Raw genomic sequence first — 14,738 nt, 5'->3', positions numbered from 1 at the left:
CGGGGGACCCATGACCACTCCTTGGCGGCGCAAGAAGCGGCCGTTCCCGTTCGTGTTTCCCGCCCAGCCACCCGCTCCGCCCGTTCCGCCCCCGCCCGCCGAGCCGCTGCCCCGCTTCACCGCGGTCAAGCTGCCCCCGCCCGGCCACGGCACGCCGCCCGGGCCGCCCGACGAACCACCGGCCCCCGATCCCGGAGAGGTGGGCGGGCCGCCCGGCTGGTCGGCCGCGGTCCGCTTCCCCTCCGTCCGGGCCGCCCTCGGGCATGTCGCGGCGACGGTGGAACTGGGTCCGCGCGCCCTGCGCAGATCGCCCCACGACCAGTCCCTGTGGACCCTGCTCAGCCCCGAACACCAGCCGGGCCTGCCGCTCGTTCCCGCATACGGCGGTCTCGTCTTCCACGCGGACACCGACGGCCTGTTGTGGCCCGACCCGCCCCGCGGGCAGGTCCCGCAGGCCTTCGGAACCCTCTCCGCCCTGGCCCGATGGGACCCGGTGTCCCTCGCCGAACTCACCGCGTACAGCCCCGAGGACACCCCGCCCCCGGGCCTGAAGGAGATCGCCGTCCTCGCGCCGGGCGCCCTCGCCCGCTGGCTGCTGCGCCGCTGCCTGGCCACCGGGGTGGCGACCACCTTCCAGCCCGTCGAACGCCTCGACGCGGACGGCCGCGCCGACCGGGGCTGGCTGCTGCTCCGGCTGGACGCCGCGTCCGGCGCCGTACCCGCCGGACTGGTCGAGGCGTGCGGCCGGCTCCCGGGGACGGTGGCCTGCCGGGCAGCGGACCCGGACGGCCGGCTCCTCATCGACCTGCGGCTGCGGTTGCCCCTGGACGACGCGGTGCTTCTGGAGGACATCCCCCCCGGCCGGCACCTCGTCGTGGAGCGCGCCGTGTCCGGTCCGCCCTGGGAGTGGCGGCCGCTCGGCGACCAGGCCGCGAGCGAACTCCTCGACGCACGGCCGGTGTTGAGCCCCGCCGTGCCCGTGCGCACCCCGGTGCCCGTGCCCGCCCTCGGGCCCGCGCTGCCGGTCCGCCTGGTCACCAGCGCGCGGGCGCCCCACCGGGTCGACGCCGTACTGGTCGCGGACGGCGAACTCGACCTGCTGCGCCGCTTCCTGCGCTCCCGGCCGCTGCACGAGACCGCCGTGGTCGCCTTCGGACCGGGCCGGCATCTGGTGACCGAGCCGCCCGGACTGTGCCAGGCCCTGCCCTTCGGCGTACCCGTCCACCAGGCCGGACCCGGCGCCCTCTATCTGGAGAGCGGCTGCGTCCTCAACCCGCCGCTGCCGGACACCGCCCGCGACGAGGTGCTCGGCCTCGGCCCGGACGTGATCACGGTGCTGTGCCGGGACGGAGCCTGGCGGCTGCGCCTGGAGGACGTACGGCCCGCCTGGCATCTGTGGGTGCCCGAGCCGCCCGTCTTCGCCACCGGGCTGTCCCACCCCGCGCAGGAGGCGCTGGAGCGGCTCGCCGCCGTCGTACCCGAACCGGAGCCCAGCGCACCCACCGCGCCCCGCACCCCCGAGGCCGAACGGCGGCGGCTCAACCAGGCCGCCATGGAGCACTCCCTGCGCGGCGAGTATCGCAAGGCCGCCGAACTGCTGGAACAGGCGGGCCACTTCCAGCGCGCCGCCCAGATGTACGAGCGGGCCGCCGCCGACCTGGGCGAGGACCTGTGAGCACACCGGCCGCGGGCGCCTGGAGCGCCCAGCAGATCCTCACCGTGCCCGCGCCGGACGCCCGCTGCCTGTGCCTGTCGCCCGACGGCACCGGACTGGTCGTGCCGCACGGCGACGACGTCGTGCGCTACGACGACGAGGGACGCGTCGTGTGGCGGCTGCCCTGGCCCGGCCCGACGCCCGGCACCGCGGGGCACCCGGACACCGACGCGGCGGTGTGGAGCCCCGAGGGCGACCGGCTGTTCCTGCTCGGCGCCGGCCGGCTGGTCCTCCTCGACGCCGACACCGGAGAGCCCGTCGAACTCCCCCCGGCCCTGGACGCCGAGGCCGGCATCACGGCCCTGGCCCTCTCGCCCGACGCCCGGCACCTCGCGGCCGGGCTCGCTTCGGGCGACGTCCTCCTGCTGTATCGCGCCGACGGCACGGTGACCCGGCTGCGCGGGGTGGACCCGGTGGTCGACGTGAGCTGGATCCCGGGCCGGCAGGACACCCTCTGCGTGGCCACGGCGACCTCCGCGCAGCTGTGGGAACCGCACGGCGCCACCATGACCGGCACGCTCGGCGGGCTGTTCGAGGGGCTGCGCCGGGTGGCGTGCTCCCCGGAGGGGCGGGTGATCGCGGTGGAGGACTACGCGGGACTGCGGCTGCTGGATCCGGGCTCCGGCCGGGAACTGGCGCGGGAGTTCGTGCCGTACCGCATGAACGCGCTGACGTTCAGCCACGACGGCTCGCTGCTGATCGCCGGCTCCGCGCTGGAAGGACTGCGGGTCCTCGGCCCGCGCCTGGACCTGCTGGGCCGGCTGTCCGGCCGGGTCACCGGCCCCGGCGAGCTGAGTCTGTCGGCGAGCGGACTGTTCGCCGCCCGGCTCGACGCGGACACCGTGGCGGTGTGGGAGCCGTCCGGCGCGGTGCCACGGGCACACCGGCGCCGGGACCCGGCCGCACTGCACCGCTGGGCCAACGCGATGGGCGTCACCGTCGGCAAGGTCCACACCCGCACCGGCGAACGGCCCCCGGGCGTGCTGCGCGCACTGCGGCTGTCGGCGGCCGGGCTCGGCTGTGTCGCACCCGTCCTCGTCTGGTCGCCCGACGGCGCGGGGCACTGGTGCGAGTCCGGCCCCGGCCGCCTCCTGGAGTACGCCGCCGACGCCACCGAACCGCTCGGCCAGACCCCGGTGCCGAGCTTCCCGCACGGCTGCTACGACGCCGCCTGTCTGGCCGGAGACCGCCCGGTGCTGGTGCTGGCCGCCCACTGCGAACAGGGCGTCAACCGGCTGGTGGACCCGCACGGCGGTGCCGTGCTCGCCGAGCGCACGGCGGGCCAGGCGGTCGCCGCCGACCCGGTGCGCCCCCTGCGCTGGGCGGTGCCCGAGCCCGGCCCGGACCCCCGCCAACTGCTGGTGCACGACCTCGCGCGGGACAGCGGCGGGCCGCAGCGGCTGCCCGTGGAGGACGGGGTGCGCCGGCCCGCCTGGTCCCCGGACGGCCGTCTCCTCGCGGCCGGCACCCGCGGCCGGGTGATCGTCTGGAGCGCCGGCGCCACCGGCCGCTGCCGACGCGTACGGGTACTGGACTGGCCCGATCCACAGGCCATGGTGTGCCGGGTGGCCTGGTCCCCGGACGGCAGCCGGCTCGCCGCGACCGGGGGCAGCGCCGGCGGCCCGGTCGTGGTCTGGGACACCGGCGGCTGGCAGCGCCGGAAGACGTTCGGCGAGGCCGGCGGCCGGGACTGGGCACCGGCGCTGTCCTGGTGCGCCGATTCCCGGCTGCTGGCCTTTCCCGCCGCCGGACAGGACTCCGTGGCCGAGGTCTGGGACACGGACGAGCCCCGCCGCATCCGGCTGCTCGTCCCGCCGGACGGGGCCGGCGGACATCTGTGGACCCTGCGCTGGTCACCGGTCGGCGACCAGCTCGCGGCCACCTACAACTCGGGCGCCGCGGTCCTGTGGGAACTGTTCACCGGCGGCCACCGCACCGCCGCGGCACCGGTCCCGCCGAGCGGCCAGGAGGAACTGGTCCGCCTCGGCGTGCTCACGGCCGCCCACGGCTTCGGCGTGCCGCTGGACCAGCTCGGCGACGTACTGTCACTGCTGCGCGGCAGCACCCCGCCCCGGCTGCGCACCCTGGCCGACCACCGGGGTCTGCACGCCCTGCGCGAACTGGGCTGGCCGGGACCCGCGTTGGCGGGACTGGCACTGTTGCTGGTCGCCGACCTGCCCGCCGCCCCGGCCTATCTCGCCCCGCCCGAGGTCACCCCCGCCGACCTCGCCCAGGCCCTGGGCCGGGCGCTGGCCGGCTCCTCGATCCCCGCCCGCGGGTCCGCGCCGGCCCTCACCGAACTGACCGCCGCGCTGGGCACGGTGGACGACCGGCTGGTGGCGCTCCTGCGCATCCTCGGCCCCGAGGCGGTGGCCGTCGATCCCACCCTGCCGGCCCGGATGCGCCGGCTGCCGCTCTCCCTCACCCCGCCCGGCCCCGCCCAGCGCGCCCTGCTGGGCCTCAGACTGCTGGACGGCGACACCGGGCTGGCCATGGGCGGGGCCGGCGGCACCGGCCGTTCGGGGCTCGCCCGGCACGGCTCGGCCAACCGGCTGCTGCCCACCCAACTCGCCCTGCCCACCGATCTGTTGCGGGCTCGGCACGCCCGGGACGAGCTGCTCTACCGCACCAGCAGCGGCCGGCTGCCGCGCGATCCGCACGGGCTGGTGCTGGTGCTGGACGACACGCCCGCCACCCACGGCAAGGTCGGCTCCGTCCTGCGGCTGGCCGCCCATCTGATGGCCGTCACCGTGCTCCGGCTGGGGCGTCCGTGCGCCCTGGTGCCGCTCGGCGAGCCATGGCGGTCGCGGACCCTGCTGGGCCCGGAGGACCTGGTCCACGTGTGGGCCGCGGGCCCGCTGGCGGAGGGCGACGTGCCGACGGCGTTCCGGGAGGCCGAGGTGGTCGCCGCCCGGCTCACCGCGGACCTGTCGGGGCCGCCCCGGATGGTGCTGCTGTCGCATCCCTACCTGCGGCCCGTGCCCCGGCCGGGTCTGCGGGAACTGCGCGTGCACTACCCGCACGTCCCGTGGCGCGAGCCCGCCCGGCACCGCCAGGTGCTGCCGCCGGAGCCCTCGCCGGAGGAACTGCGGGCGGCGCTGACGGCGCTGCTGTCGGACGACTGACGGCTGACGACTGACGACTGACGTCTGATGGCTGACGGCTGTCGGCGGGCCGGTCAGCCGCAGAGCATCTGCTCGATCGCGTCGGGACCCAGCGTCTCCAGCAACTGCTCCAGCACCTCGGGCCGGAAGGCGTCGCCGAGCACCTGGACCCCGCCGCCGTCGACACGGATGCTGATCCGCACCAGCCGCCCTTCGGGATGCTCCTCGTACTCCTCGGGCTGGATCAGGTCGGGGATGTCCTCGACCATCCGGTACTCGGTCATCGTGTCACCAGCGTCCCTCCACCGCGGTGCCGCACCGCGGACACCTGTCGCCCTCGAGAACGTTCCCGCCCAGCGCCCAGATCGCCCGGGCCACCACGGTCGTACCGCACCCCGAGCACCGGGTGGCCCGGCCGTCCGCGCCCAGGGCCCGTTCCACATACACGTGCCGCAGCCCCGCCTCGTGCCCGATCCGCACCCCGGCCGCGAGATCGGCCACCGGTGTGGGCGCGTGGCCGGTGCGCCGGTGGGCGGGGGTGGCCCGGACCAGGTGCCAGGGGATCGCCGGGTCCAGCGCGGCCAGCGCGCGGGCGATCGGCCGCAGGGTGCCGGGCCCGGCGGTGAGTCCGGGGATCAGCGGGGTCGACACCTCCACCCAGACCCCTCGTTCGCGCAGCCCGGCCAGCGTGTCGAGCACGGGACCCGGCCGGGCCCCGGTGAGTTCGCGGTGGTCGCGTTCGTCGAGGGTCTTCACGTCGATGTTGACCGCGGCGACATGGCGTGCCGCGAGGTCGACGGCCTCGGGGGTGAGGAAGCCGTTGCTCTTCCAGACCACGTCCACCCCGAGCGGGCGGCCCGACTCGGCGAGGGCGGCGGTGAGTTCGATGGCGAGCGAGGGCTCGGTGTAGGAGATCGCGACACAGCCCGCGCGCGCGGCGGCCTGGGCGGTCACGTCCTCGGGGTCCACCGGCTCGGCGTCCCAGCGGACGGAGTCCTCACGGCCGTACTGGGACATACGGTGGTTGATGCAGTAGTCACAGGCGAAGGTGCAGCCGGGCGCGGCGAGGGTGAGACAGGGGGTGCCCGGCCGGTAGTGGTAGAGCGGCTTGCGCTCGACGGTGTCCCAGTGCCGTACGGACGACGCGAACGTCGCCGTCTCCAGCCGGTCACCGGACCGCCGGCGCACCCCGCACAGACCCGTCTCGCCGTCCTTCAGCGAACACCGGAAGGGACACAGCACGCACTGCATCCGCCCGTGCCGCTCCCGGTGCAGGACCGCCGGTGTCCACCGCATCCCCATCTGCCGTCCCCCGTCCGGTCGGCGCGCTCGCCCCAGCGTACCTTCAGCTCCTGCCAACTCACGGAGAAATCGGATGAGTTGACCCAGCCGTGGCGTCGAGTGCGGCGAGGACGGCATGGCCCGCCTCGGTGTGGGCGCGACGGCGCGGCTCCTCGTCGCCCGGGTCCGGCGCGGCTCCGGCGCGGGTGCCGGCGGTCCGTAGCCGCAGCACCTCGGCCACGGCCCGCTCGCCGACGTCCTGCCGGTCGTACGCGGCCGGGTCGCGCTGGAAGGCGAGGGCGGCCGCGGCCAGCACCCCGGCCGCCGAGGAGCACCGGGACGGGCCCCCGGCCAGCAGCCGCCGGGCCCCCGCTGAGGCGTCCGGGCCACCGGATGCACGGGCCGGGGCGAGCAGTTGGGCGAGCGAGAGCCCGCGCAGCCCGGACCAGCCGCCCGTCACCAACGCCCCAGCCACGAGGTCTGCTTCACGGCCACCCCCGTCGTCCCGCGCGTCCGCGTGTCCGGCCAGACGGGCGGCGGCAGCGGCGAGCCGTACCCGGGCCGGGGGCGGCGGGTGCGGGCCGTCGAAGTCCCGCTCGTCCACACCGTCCCCGGTGTCTTCGAGCAGTTCGGCGAGTACGGCGGCGTAGGCGGGCCCGCACAGCACGGCGGCGCACACGTCGGCGAACGCCTCGCCCGACCAGCGCGTCCAGTGCACGACGCGGTCCGGGGGCAGGCCGGCGGCGGCGATCCGGTCGCGGATCCCGGGACCGAGGCCGCAGTCGTCGTCGATGTGGTGGGCGGCCTCGTGCGCCACGGTCAGCAGGGCGGGCAGGTGCGAGCCGAAGGACCAGGGCACGTCGATCACCGGGAACGGCAGCCGTGCGGCCGCCTGACGGCCCTCGCGGGTGTGGATGCCGCCCCGGGGCAGCAGATCGTGGTAGGCGCTGCCCCGCCGGTGGGCCCGTGGTGAGGCCGCCCGGCTGAAGCCGACCAGCGGCGGCTCCTTCGGCGGGGACCCGGCGAGCCCGAGGACCGGGCCGTAGCACTCCCAGGCCAGTTCGTCGGCGACGTCCAGGCAGCGTCGGTACTCACGCACGCGGCGCAGCAGGAACCGGGTGCGGTAGAAGTCCCACACGTGGTGCAGATCCAGGACCCGGCCGGGTACCTCGGCGCCGCGCCCGTCCGCGAGCCGGGCCCGCACGTCGACCAGGACGGCGCCCAGCAGCGCGCCGACCGCGTCGAGTTGACTGCGGTGCTTCTCCAGCGGCCCGCCCGCGCGGCTCACGGCCGCCCACTGGCGCAGTTCCTCCTCCAGCCCGGCGACGGCGTGCTCGCGGGCGGCGGCGCGCCGGTCGGAGAGCGGGGCCGGGGAGGTCAGGACACGTCCTCGACGGACTCGGCCGCCGTGAGGGGCTCGACCGGCTGCGGCGGGGACTCGAGTACGGCGCGGGGGTCGTCGCCGGCCTGCTCCAGCAGCACGGGCGGTACCGGCTCGGCGTCCAGGCCGCGCCCGGGCTGGACGGGCCCGAACTCCTCGCGCACCCCGCCCAGCCAGGTGCTCCGCAGCCGAACGACCCGGAAGAGAGGCGTGACGGCCTCGCCGATCCACTGGAAGCCCAGGTGCCGGCTGCCCGCGACCCGCGCCGAGCCCGCCAGGTCGAGCAGGGACAGCGGCCCGGCGCCGACGGACGTGGCCAGGCGCAGTTCGACGGCCGCGCCCGCCGAGGCCGCCACGAGCACGGCGGCGGCCTCGGCCCGGACCACCTCCGTCACGGCGAGCAGACCGGCGTCCCACCGGCCCTCCCAGTAGCGGCGCACGAGCGAGGCGGCCAGATCGCGGGTGTCGGCCATCCCGCTGCCGGTCATGCCGCGGTACGCCACCAGCGCGGCCCGCTCCCGGGCGAACCGCAGCAGCACACCGGCGTCCGCGTCGACGAGGGCGGAGAACAGCGGGTCCGTGGCGCCGGACACCTTGAACCGGACGTCGATCCCGCCCCCGGCGTCGTGCACGAACGCGCCCCGGGCCGCGGGCGCGGTCTGCGTGAACGCGATCCGCCGGTCGCCGAGCGTCCCGGCCGCGCGGACGGCTCCCCGGGCGTCGTGCAGCACGTCCCCCACGGCGACGCTCTGGATCAGGGGCCAGGTCAGCCACCAGTCGCCCCACGCCTCGCGCAGGGCGTCCCGGTACACGGCGAACGCTTGGACCATGGCGCTCAGCTCCTCCCTGTCCGACCCGGGCATCTGCGCGCAGGCTAGCAGCGGCATCACCGGGACACGCCAGAACCGCCTTGTTCTGCTTGGCAGTTGACGTTCGCCTCCGGGGTCGCCTCAGGGTTCTCCATCCGTGGATGGAGACCGGTGGAGAGCTCTCCATCGACCCGCGGGTGGTGGTGATCGACCGGATCCGCGGAGCAGCCTTGGGACATGGGCACTCTTCACTCGGCACTGGTCCTGATCACCGTCGTCTGCCTCGTGGTCTTCCTCGCGGCCTGGATCGCCGGCGCGCTCTATTTCGGACTCAGGAGCGAGTCCGGTCCGCGCGGCTGGCTGCGCGGGCTGCGCCGCTCCCTGCCGCGCCGGCTGCTGCTGATCGCGGGGGTGTACGTGTTCTCGGTGCTGGTCGGGCACTCCCGGGGCTTGTGGCGTCATCTGGAGTACTGGCAGCCGGAGCTGGCGGTGCTGGGCACCCTGCTCGCCCTCGCCTCGACCGGCCTGCTGCTGTGGGCCCGCTGGGTGCTGGGCACGATGTGGGCCAGCGTCCCGATGGTCCAGGAACACCACGAGCTGCGCACGGACGGGCCCTACCGCCTGGTCCGCCACCCCATCTACACCGGGCTGCTGGGCCTCCTCATCGGCGCCATGCTGGCCTGCGGCTTCGGCGTCTGGACGGCGTATCTCGTGGTCGCCGTCCCCTGGCTGCTGCGCCGGGTCCGGGTCGAGGACGGCATGATGGCCGGACAGTTCGGCGCCGCCTACGCCGCCTACCGCGCGGAGGTCCCGGCCCTGATCCCCCTGATACGCCCGCGCCGGATCGGCGGCGTGTATCAGGGGCCGGGCGTGCGTCCGTGAGCGGCGTCCCCGCGCGGAGCTACGCTGCACCCATGGAACTGACCGTCCTGGTGGTGCCCGAGTGCCCCCACGCCGCGCCGCTGGGCGAGCGGCTGGCTCTCGCCCTTCAGGGCCGTGACGACGTCACCGTGACCTGGCGCGAGGTGGCGGACCCGGAGCAGGCCGAGCGCCTCGGGATGCACGGCTCACCGACCCTGCTGGTCGACGGTGCCGACCCGTTCGCCCGCCCGGGCCAGGAACCGAGCCTGTCGTGCCGGGTGGGCGGCCTGCCGTCGGTGGAGCGGCTGCGAGAGGTCGTCGCCGGGGCGGACCCGGCCTGACCGGCCTGCGGCTGGCCGCGCCGGCGGAGGGTCACACGGCGTCGAACCAGGGTCTGTTCGCCGCCCAGTGCCGGACCCAGCCGGCGAAGCCGGGCTCACCGGTGGTGAACCCGAACGGCGCACCGAAGGGAGCGGCACCGACGTCGCTGATCTGCCACACATGTCCTCGGTGCGGGCCGGTGACGACGAGGTGCCAGTTCATCGCGCAGCCGTCCGTGCCCAGCACGACGGAGCCGTGGTCGTAGACCTGTTCGAGGATCTCGTCGCAGTCCTCGGAGGGGTCCGAGTCTCCCTCCCACACCCATGCCCGGGTCAACGGGAAGGGCTTGCCCAGATCGCGTTCCCGCTCGGCCCCGCCCCAGTCGTCCGGCAGCTCCGCCACCGGCAGCAGCCCGTACTCCGGCGGCCCCGCCGGTGAACCGTCCCTCATCTCGGCGACAAACGTCCGATACGGCTCGGGCAGCACGATCCCGTGGTCCGCCTCGAAGGCGCGGACCGCCTCCCAGCCGAGCGCCGACTCGGCACCGACGCCGACGCCGAACGCCGCCCGAAGCGCCGCCAGCTCCGCGGGATCCGCCTGTTCACTGTCCATCCGGCATGCATACCATCCGGCGCCGAGGTCCGGACCGCCGCCGGCGCCCGCGGATCGCCGCTCGGGGTGTGAACGGAACCTGTCCCATGGGTTTCCCGGTGCGTACACTCCACTGCGAAGCGTGATCTTCGCAGTCGGAGGACGTGACATGGGTGCACCCGGGACTCCTCGGCGTGAAGTGGTCACGGGAACCCCGGCGACGTCCCGCCCCGCCCGCCCGGTCCGCGCGTACGACGATCCCCCGACGGTCGGCGCCACCGCCCACAGATCACTGATGCGCCGTCAACTGCGCCTGGCTCTTTCGATGTTCGGCCTGCTCGTCGCCCTGCTCGGGTTGCTGCCCCTCGCCTTCCGGGCGCTGCCCGATCCCGGGACCCGGCCCGTCGGCGCCCTCGTCGTCTGGGCCGTCCTCGGCGTCGCCGCCTATCCCGCGCTCCTGCTCCTCGGCCGGTGGTACGTCGTCCGCGCCGAACGCAACGAACGGGACGCGGCGGACCACGCGGAAAGGGCCCGACGGTGACCGACGCCCGGCAGCGCGCCGACCGCACACCGGGGGCGGCCGGGTGAGCCAGACGTACGGCATCGTGGCCGTGTCCGCCGCGATCGTCGCGACCCTCGTGATCGGTTCGACGGGACTGCGCATCTCCCGCACCACCTCGGACTTCTACGTCGCCTCCCGCACCGTTCCGCCGTACCTCAACGCCATGGCGATCAGCGGCGAGTACCTCTCGGCGGCCTCGTTCCTCGGCATCGCCGGACTCGTCGCCGCCCAGGGCGTCGACATGCTCTGGTTCCCCGTCGGCTACACGGCCGGCTATCTCGTCCTGCTCGTGTTCGTCGCCGCGCCCCTGCGCCGCTCCGGCGCCTACACACTGCCCGACTTCGCCGAGTCGCGGCTTCGGTCCCGGGCCGCCCGGCGTGTCGCCAGCGTGCTCGTCGTCGGCGTCGGCTGGCTCTATCTGCTGCCCCAGCTCCAGGGCGCGGGCCTCACCCTGGGCCTCGTCACGAGCGCACCGCGCTGGCTCGGCGGCGTGCTCGTCGCGGTCGTCGTCACCCTGGCCGTGGCGGCCGGCGGCATGCGCAGCATCACCTTCGTCCAGGCCTTCCAGTACTGCCTGAAACTGACCGCGCTGCTCGTGCCCGCGATCTTCCTCGCCGTCGCCTGGCACGGCGACCCGCGTCCGGCCGCCGCCCTGGACGAGCCGCCGACGTTCCGGCAGTACACCCAGGTCACCGTCGACAACACCCTCCGCATCAGGATCCACGAGCCGCTGACCGTCACCGCGACCGGCGCCGTCGACGGACAGCGCTACGCCGAGGGCCGCGTCGCGCTGGACCCCGGCGTGCACGAGATCCGCGCCGGTACGGTCCTGCGGTTCCCGCCGAACGCACCGGTGCCCGAACGGGAGAGCGCCCCCGGCCCGCACACCGGTGCCTCCAGCTGGGCCACCCCCCTGTCCGGCGGCCGGGACGAGCACCCCCTGTACACGACGTACGGGCTGATCGTCGCCACGTTCCTCGGCACCATGGGGCTGCCCCATGTACTCGTCCGCTTCTACACCAACCCCGACGGCCGTGCCGCCCGCCGTACCACCCTCATCGTCCTCGCGCTGATCGGCGGCTTCTACCTGCTGCCGCCCCTCTACGGCCTCCTCGGCCGGCTCTACGCCCCCGATCTGCTGCTCACCGGCAACACGGACGCCGCCGTCCTCGTGCTGCCCGACCGGCTCGTCGGCGGAGTCGGCGGCCAGTTGCTCGGCGCTCTGATCGCCGCCGGTGCCTGTGCCGCGTTCCTGTCCACGGCCTGCGGACTCACCCTGTCCGTCGCGGGGGTGCTCAGCCAGGACGTCCTGCCCTCGCTCGGCGTCCGGCACTTCCGGCTGGCGACCCTCCTCGCGATCGCCGTACCCGCCACGGTGAGCGCGGCCGTCAGCGGGCTGCCCGTCGCCAACGCCGTGGGACTCGCCTTCGCGGTGGCCGCCTCGTCCTTCTGCCCGCTGCTGGTGCTCGGCATCTGGTGGCGCGGCCTCACCGCGCCCGGCGCGATCGCCGGGCTCCTCACCGGCGGTGGCAGCGCGTTCGTCGCGGTCTCCCTCACCCTCGCCGGACCGCTGGAGAACGGCTGGGCGCACACCCTGCTCGCCTGGCCCGCCGTATGGACGGTGCCGCTCGGCTTCCTGACCATGGTGCTGGTCTCCCTCGCCACCCGGGACCGGGTCCCGGCCGGCACGGAGGCCGTCATGGCCCGCCTCCACCTGCCCGAACGCCCGGCGGGCGGTCAGGGCGCGCCCACCACCCGCCGAGGAGTGACGACCTCATGACGCCCCGCCGGCCCACCGCCCGGACCCGCGCATGAGCAAGCTCGCCGCCATCACCGCCGCAGGCGTCCCGCCGTTGACCGTGGACCTCGCCGTGGGTCTCGGCGTCGGCGGAGCCCTGCTGTTCGCCGCGGGCCTCGCCGCGGGAGGGCTCCTCGCCCGCCGGGCCGCCGCCAAGGACGGCACCGACCGCGGCACCCCCGTGGAACGCGCCACCTTCCACACCCTGCACACCGCCTCGCTGGCCGCGCCCCCGCTGCGCGCCGGACTCACCGAGGACACGGCCCGCAAGGCGGTACGGCGCCTGCGCCCGCTGTTCGGCACGGCCGCGCTCGGCCTCACGGACGAGGACACGCTGCTGGCCTGGGCCGGGCCCGGCCGACACCACGAGGACACCGCCCTGGACCGGGTCCGGCAGGTACTCGACACCGGCCGCACCCAGACCTTCGCCGTCGACTGCCGGTCCGCGGACTGCCCGGTGCGCTGGGGCGCCGTCGCACCGCTCACCGTCGACGGGCGTGTGCTCGGCGCCCTCGTCGTGGCCGGCGCGGGGGAGCCGGCATCCGCGGTACGGGCCACCGAGGAGGTGGCCCACTGGATCTCCGTACAGCTCGAACTCGCGGAACTCGACCGGACCCGCACCGGGCTCATCGAGGCGGAGATCCGGGCCCTGCGCGCACAGATCTCCCCGCACTTCATCTACAACTCCCTCGCGACGATCGCCTCGTTCGTCCGCACCGACCCCGAGCGGGCCCGCGAACTCCTGCTGGAGTTCGCCGACTTCACCCGCTACTCGTTCCGCCGGCACGGCGAGTTCACCACCCTGGCCGAGGAACTGCGCTCCATCGAGCAGTTCCTGGAGCTGGTCCGCGCCCGCTTCGGGCAGCGGCTGGAGGTCACCTTGCAGATCGCCCCCGAGGTGCTGCCGGTGGCGGTGCCGTTCCTGTGCCTGCAACCCCTGGTCGAGAACGCGGTCAAGCACGGTCTGGAGGAGAGCGTCGAGCGCAGCCGTATCACCATCACCGCGCAGGACGAGGGAGCGCTCGCCCGTATCGTCATCGAGGACAACGGGGTCGGCATGGAGCCGGACCGGCTCCGCACGATCCTGCGCGGCGAGGCCGGCCCGTCGACGGGCATCGGGCTGCGCAACGTGGACGAGCGGCTCCGGCAGGTCTACGGGGACGAGCACGGCCTGGTGATCGAGACCGCCGCCGGAGCCGGGATGAAGATCACGACCCGGATCCCCAAGTACCGGACCGGAGTCCACAGCGCACCGCCGCGCACCGTATGAGGGACCCGCACGCCACCCTCGCCGGACTCAACTCGTGTGCACGTCACCGGACTTCGGCATGCGACCCGTGGCCCACGGCCCACCGCTGGGCCCGGCGCCGCCACACCCACCCGCGGTGAGGATCAGCCGAGGAACTTGTCGGCCAGCAGCCGTGCGACGGCCCAGTCCTGCATGGCGACGCCGACGCTCTTGAACACCGTGCGCTTGCCGTGGCCGGCGGGGGCGGAGGCCAGGGCGGTGCCCAGTTCGGTGAGGCGATCCCGGGTGATGGCGCCGGCCCGAAGGGCATGGATGATCTCGCCGGACTCCTCGAGGACGGCGCCGAGTTCGTCGATGACCACGGTGGCGTCGGCCAGCAGCTCGTCCGGCAGTTCGCGCATGGTGGGGCGGAAGGCACCGATGGCGTTGACGTGCACCTCGGCGGCCAGGGCCGATGCGGGGAAGAGCGGGCTGGTCGCGGGGGTCGCGCAGCACACGATGCGGGCGTCGCCGACGGCGGCGACGGGGTCGGTGGCGGTACGGATCTCGGTGCCGTCGAGTTCGGCCCGGAGGGTGTCGGCCAGGGACCGGGCGCGTTCCCCGGTGGTGCCGACGATGGTGAGGCGGCGCAGCGGGCGGACGGTGTGCACGGCGCGGACCTGGTCGGCGGCCTGGCCGCCGGTGCCGATCAGAGTGAGCCGGTCGGCGTCGGGCGCGGCGAGGAGGTCGGTGGCGACCCCGACGGCCGCGCCGGTGCGCAGGGTGGTGACGGCACCGGCGTCGGCGATCAGATGGTCGAGCCGGTCCAGGGTGCTCCATACGACGGTGCCGGTGATGGCGGGTGCCCGGTCGAAGTTCACGCTCAGGGTTTTGACCATGGCGGATTCCGTCGGCCGGTGGTGGGCCGACATGACCAGGAACTGGCCGTCGCGCAGTGCGGTGCGCGTGGGCATGTCGAACTCGCCGGCCGCCAGGCCGAGGAAGCCACGGCGCACGGCGTCGATGGCCTCCCGCATCGAGACGGCCTCACGGACCTCCCGCTCGCCGAGGCTGATGGTCGTCATGGA

13 protein-coding genes are annotated in these 14,738 nt (G+C 75.1%); 7 read left to right on the top strand and 6 right to left on the bottom strand.

Translation table 11 applies throughout. The annotated features are described in order from the left end of the window. Nucleotides 1-10: 10 nt before the first annotated feature. Both ADK64_RS45220 and ADK64_RS25320 read left to right on the top strand, forming a co-directional pair. A complete protein-coding gene (locus ADK64_RS45220) occupies nt 11-1,675 on the top strand; it encodes a hypothetical protein (RefSeq protein ID WP_053662232.1) in 1,665 nt (554 codons plus the stop codon). Continuing rightward, nucleotides 1,672-4,839: a hypothetical protein gene (locus tag ADK64_RS25320; protein WP_053662230.1), complete on the top strand. Its 3,168-nt coding sequence runs from the start codon at nt 1,672-1,674 to the stop codon at nt 4,837-4,839. The genes ADK64_RS45220 and ADK64_RS25320 overlap by 4 nt, the downstream gene beginning before the upstream one ends. A 53-nt stretch (nt 4,840-4,892) precedes the next feature. Here ADK64_RS25320 and ADK64_RS25315 read toward each other — a convergent pair whose 3' ends face one another. The 4 genes from ADK64_RS25315 to ADK64_RS25300 all read right to left on the bottom strand — a co-directional run bounded on the left by ADK64_RS25315 (nt 4,893) and on the right by ADK64_RS25300 (nt 8,343). After that, complete coding sequence (locus ADK64_RS25315; RefSeq protein ID WP_053662228.1) at nt 4,893-5,102, bottom strand: radical SAM-modified peptide, FtsH ternary system-associated; 210 nt, start codon at nt 5,100-5,102, stop codon at nt 4,893-4,895. 4 nt (nt 5,103-5,106) lie between these two features. Then, nucleotides 5,107-6,114 (bottom strand): radical SAM protein, encoded by a 1,008-nt coding sequence (locus ADK64_RS25310; protein ID WP_053662786.1) that lies wholly within the window; start codon nt 6,112-6,114, stop codon nt 5,107-5,109. 64 nt (nt 6,115-6,178) lie between these two features. Next, complete coding sequence (locus ADK64_RS25305) at nt 6,179-7,387, bottom strand: hypothetical protein (protein ID WP_053662227.1); 1,209 nt, start codon at nt 7,385-7,387, stop codon at nt 6,179-6,181. 89 nt (nt 7,388-7,476) lie between these two features. Continuing rightward, nucleotides 7,477-8,343 carry a hypothetical protein gene (locus ADK64_RS25300; RefSeq protein ID WP_159046325.1) on the bottom strand — a complete coding sequence of 289 codons (867 nt, stop codon included), beginning with the start codon at nt 8,341-8,343 and terminating at the stop codon, nt 7,477-7,479. Between the two features lie 183 nt (nt 8,344-8,526). Between ADK64_RS25300 and ADK64_RS25295 the strand changes: the two genes are divergently transcribed. Together ADK64_RS25295 and ADK64_RS25290 are read left to right on the top strand one after the other, a co-directional pair. Then, the gene (locus tag ADK64_RS25295; RefSeq protein ID WP_053662223.1) at nt 8,527-9,171 is read left to right on the top strand and encodes a methyltransferase family protein; all 645 of its coding nucleotides are present in this window, start codon (nt 8,527-8,529) and stop codon (nt 9,169-9,171) included. Between the two features lie 32 nt (nt 9,172-9,203). After that, nucleotides 9,204-9,491 (top strand): hypothetical protein, encoded by a 288-nt coding sequence (locus ADK64_RS25290; protein ID WP_053662222.1) that lies wholly within the window; start codon nt 9,204-9,206, stop codon nt 9,489-9,491. Nucleotides 9,492-9,522: 31 nt separating this feature from the next. Here ADK64_RS25290 and ADK64_RS25285 read toward each other — a convergent pair whose 3' ends face one another. Then, nucleotides 9,523-10,083 (bottom strand): SMI1/KNR4 family protein, encoded by a 561-nt coding sequence (locus ADK64_RS25285; RefSeq protein WP_053662220.1) that lies wholly within the window; start codon nt 10,081-10,083, stop codon nt 9,523-9,525. 148 nt (nt 10,084-10,231) lie between these two features. Between ADK64_RS25285 and ADK64_RS46705 the strand changes: the two genes are divergently transcribed. The 3 genes from ADK64_RS46705 to ADK64_RS25270 are packed head-to-tail and all read left to right on the top strand — an operon-like array spanning nt 10,232 to nt 13,692. Next, a complete protein-coding gene (locus tag ADK64_RS46705; RefSeq protein ID WP_199829707.1) occupies nt 10,232-10,603 on the top strand; it encodes a hypothetical protein in 372 nt (123 codons plus the stop codon). 43 nt (nt 10,604-10,646) lie between these two features. Next, complete coding sequence (locus ADK64_RS25275) at nt 10,647-12,404, top strand: cation acetate symporter (RefSeq protein ID WP_053662218.1); 1,758 nt, start codon at nt 10,647-10,649, stop codon at nt 12,402-12,404. 31 nt (nt 12,405-12,435) lie between these two features. Beyond that, nucleotides 12,436-13,692 carry a sensor histidine kinase gene (locus ADK64_RS25270; protein WP_078992825.1) on the top strand — a complete coding sequence of 419 codons (1,257 nt, stop codon included), beginning with the start codon at nt 12,436-12,438 and terminating at the stop codon, nt 13,690-13,692. Nucleotides 13,693-13,814: 122 nt separating this feature from the next. On the opposite strand, the gene ADK64_RS25265 is transcribed toward ADK64_RS25270, so the two are convergent. Next, complete coding sequence (locus ADK64_RS25265; RefSeq protein WP_053662217.1) at nt 13,815-14,735, bottom strand: ornithine cyclodeaminase family protein; 921 nt, start codon at nt 14,733-14,735, stop codon at nt 13,815-13,817. Between the last annotated feature and the right edge of the window lie 3 nt (nt 14,736-14,738).

The organism is Streptomyces sp. MMG1121, from assembly GCF_001280015.1.
Lineage (GTDB): Bacteria > Actinomycetota > Actinomycetes > Streptomycetales > Streptomycetaceae > Streptomyces.
The sequence above is the reverse complement of the archived record's forward strand: the minus strand, read 5'-3'. Positions and strand labels throughout refer to the sequence as shown.

What these genes read in the sequence shown, in the direction of transcription:
- ADK64_RS45220 (WP_053662232.1), top strand. Translation starts at nt 11, where the DNA reads ATGACCACTCCTTGGCGGCGCAAGAAGCGGCCGTTCCCGTTCGTGTTT.
- ADK64_RS25315 (WP_053662228.1), bottom strand. Translation starts at nt 5,102, where the DNA reads ATGACCGAGTACCGGATGGTCGAGGACATCCCCGACCTGATCCAGCCC.
- ADK64_RS25310 (WP_053662786.1), bottom strand. Translation starts at nt 6,114, where the DNA reads ATGCGGTGGACACCGGCGGTCCTGCACCGGGAGCGGCACGGGCGGATG.
- ADK64_RS25300 (WP_159046325.1), bottom strand. Translation starts at nt 8,343, where the DNA reads ATGCCCGGGTCGGACAGGGAGGAGCTGAGCGCCATGGTCCAAGCGTTC.
- ADK64_RS25295 (WP_053662223.1), top strand. Translation starts at nt 8,527, where the DNA reads ATGGGCACTCTTCACTCGGCACTGGTCCTGATCACCGTCGTCTGCCTC.
- ADK64_RS25290 (WP_053662222.1), top strand. Translation starts at nt 9,204, where the DNA reads ATGGAACTGACCGTCCTGGTGGTGCCCGAGTGCCCCCACGCCGCGCCG.
- ADK64_RS25285 (WP_053662220.1), bottom strand. Translation starts at nt 10,083, where the DNA reads ATGGACAGTGAACAGGCGGATCCCGCGGAGCTGGCGGCGCTTCGGGCG.
- ADK64_RS46705 (WP_199829707.1), top strand. Translation starts at nt 10,232, where the DNA reads ATGGGTGCACCCGGGACTCCTCGGCGTGAAGTGGTCACGGGAACCCCG.
- ADK64_RS25270 (WP_078992825.1), top strand. Translation starts at nt 12,436, where the DNA reads ATGAGCAAGCTCGCCGCCATCACCGCCGCAGGCGTCCCGCCGTTGACC.
- ADK64_RS25265 (WP_053662217.1), bottom strand. Translation starts at nt 14,735, where the DNA reads ATGACGACCATCAGCCTCGGCGAGCGGGAGGTCCGTGAGGCCGTCTCG.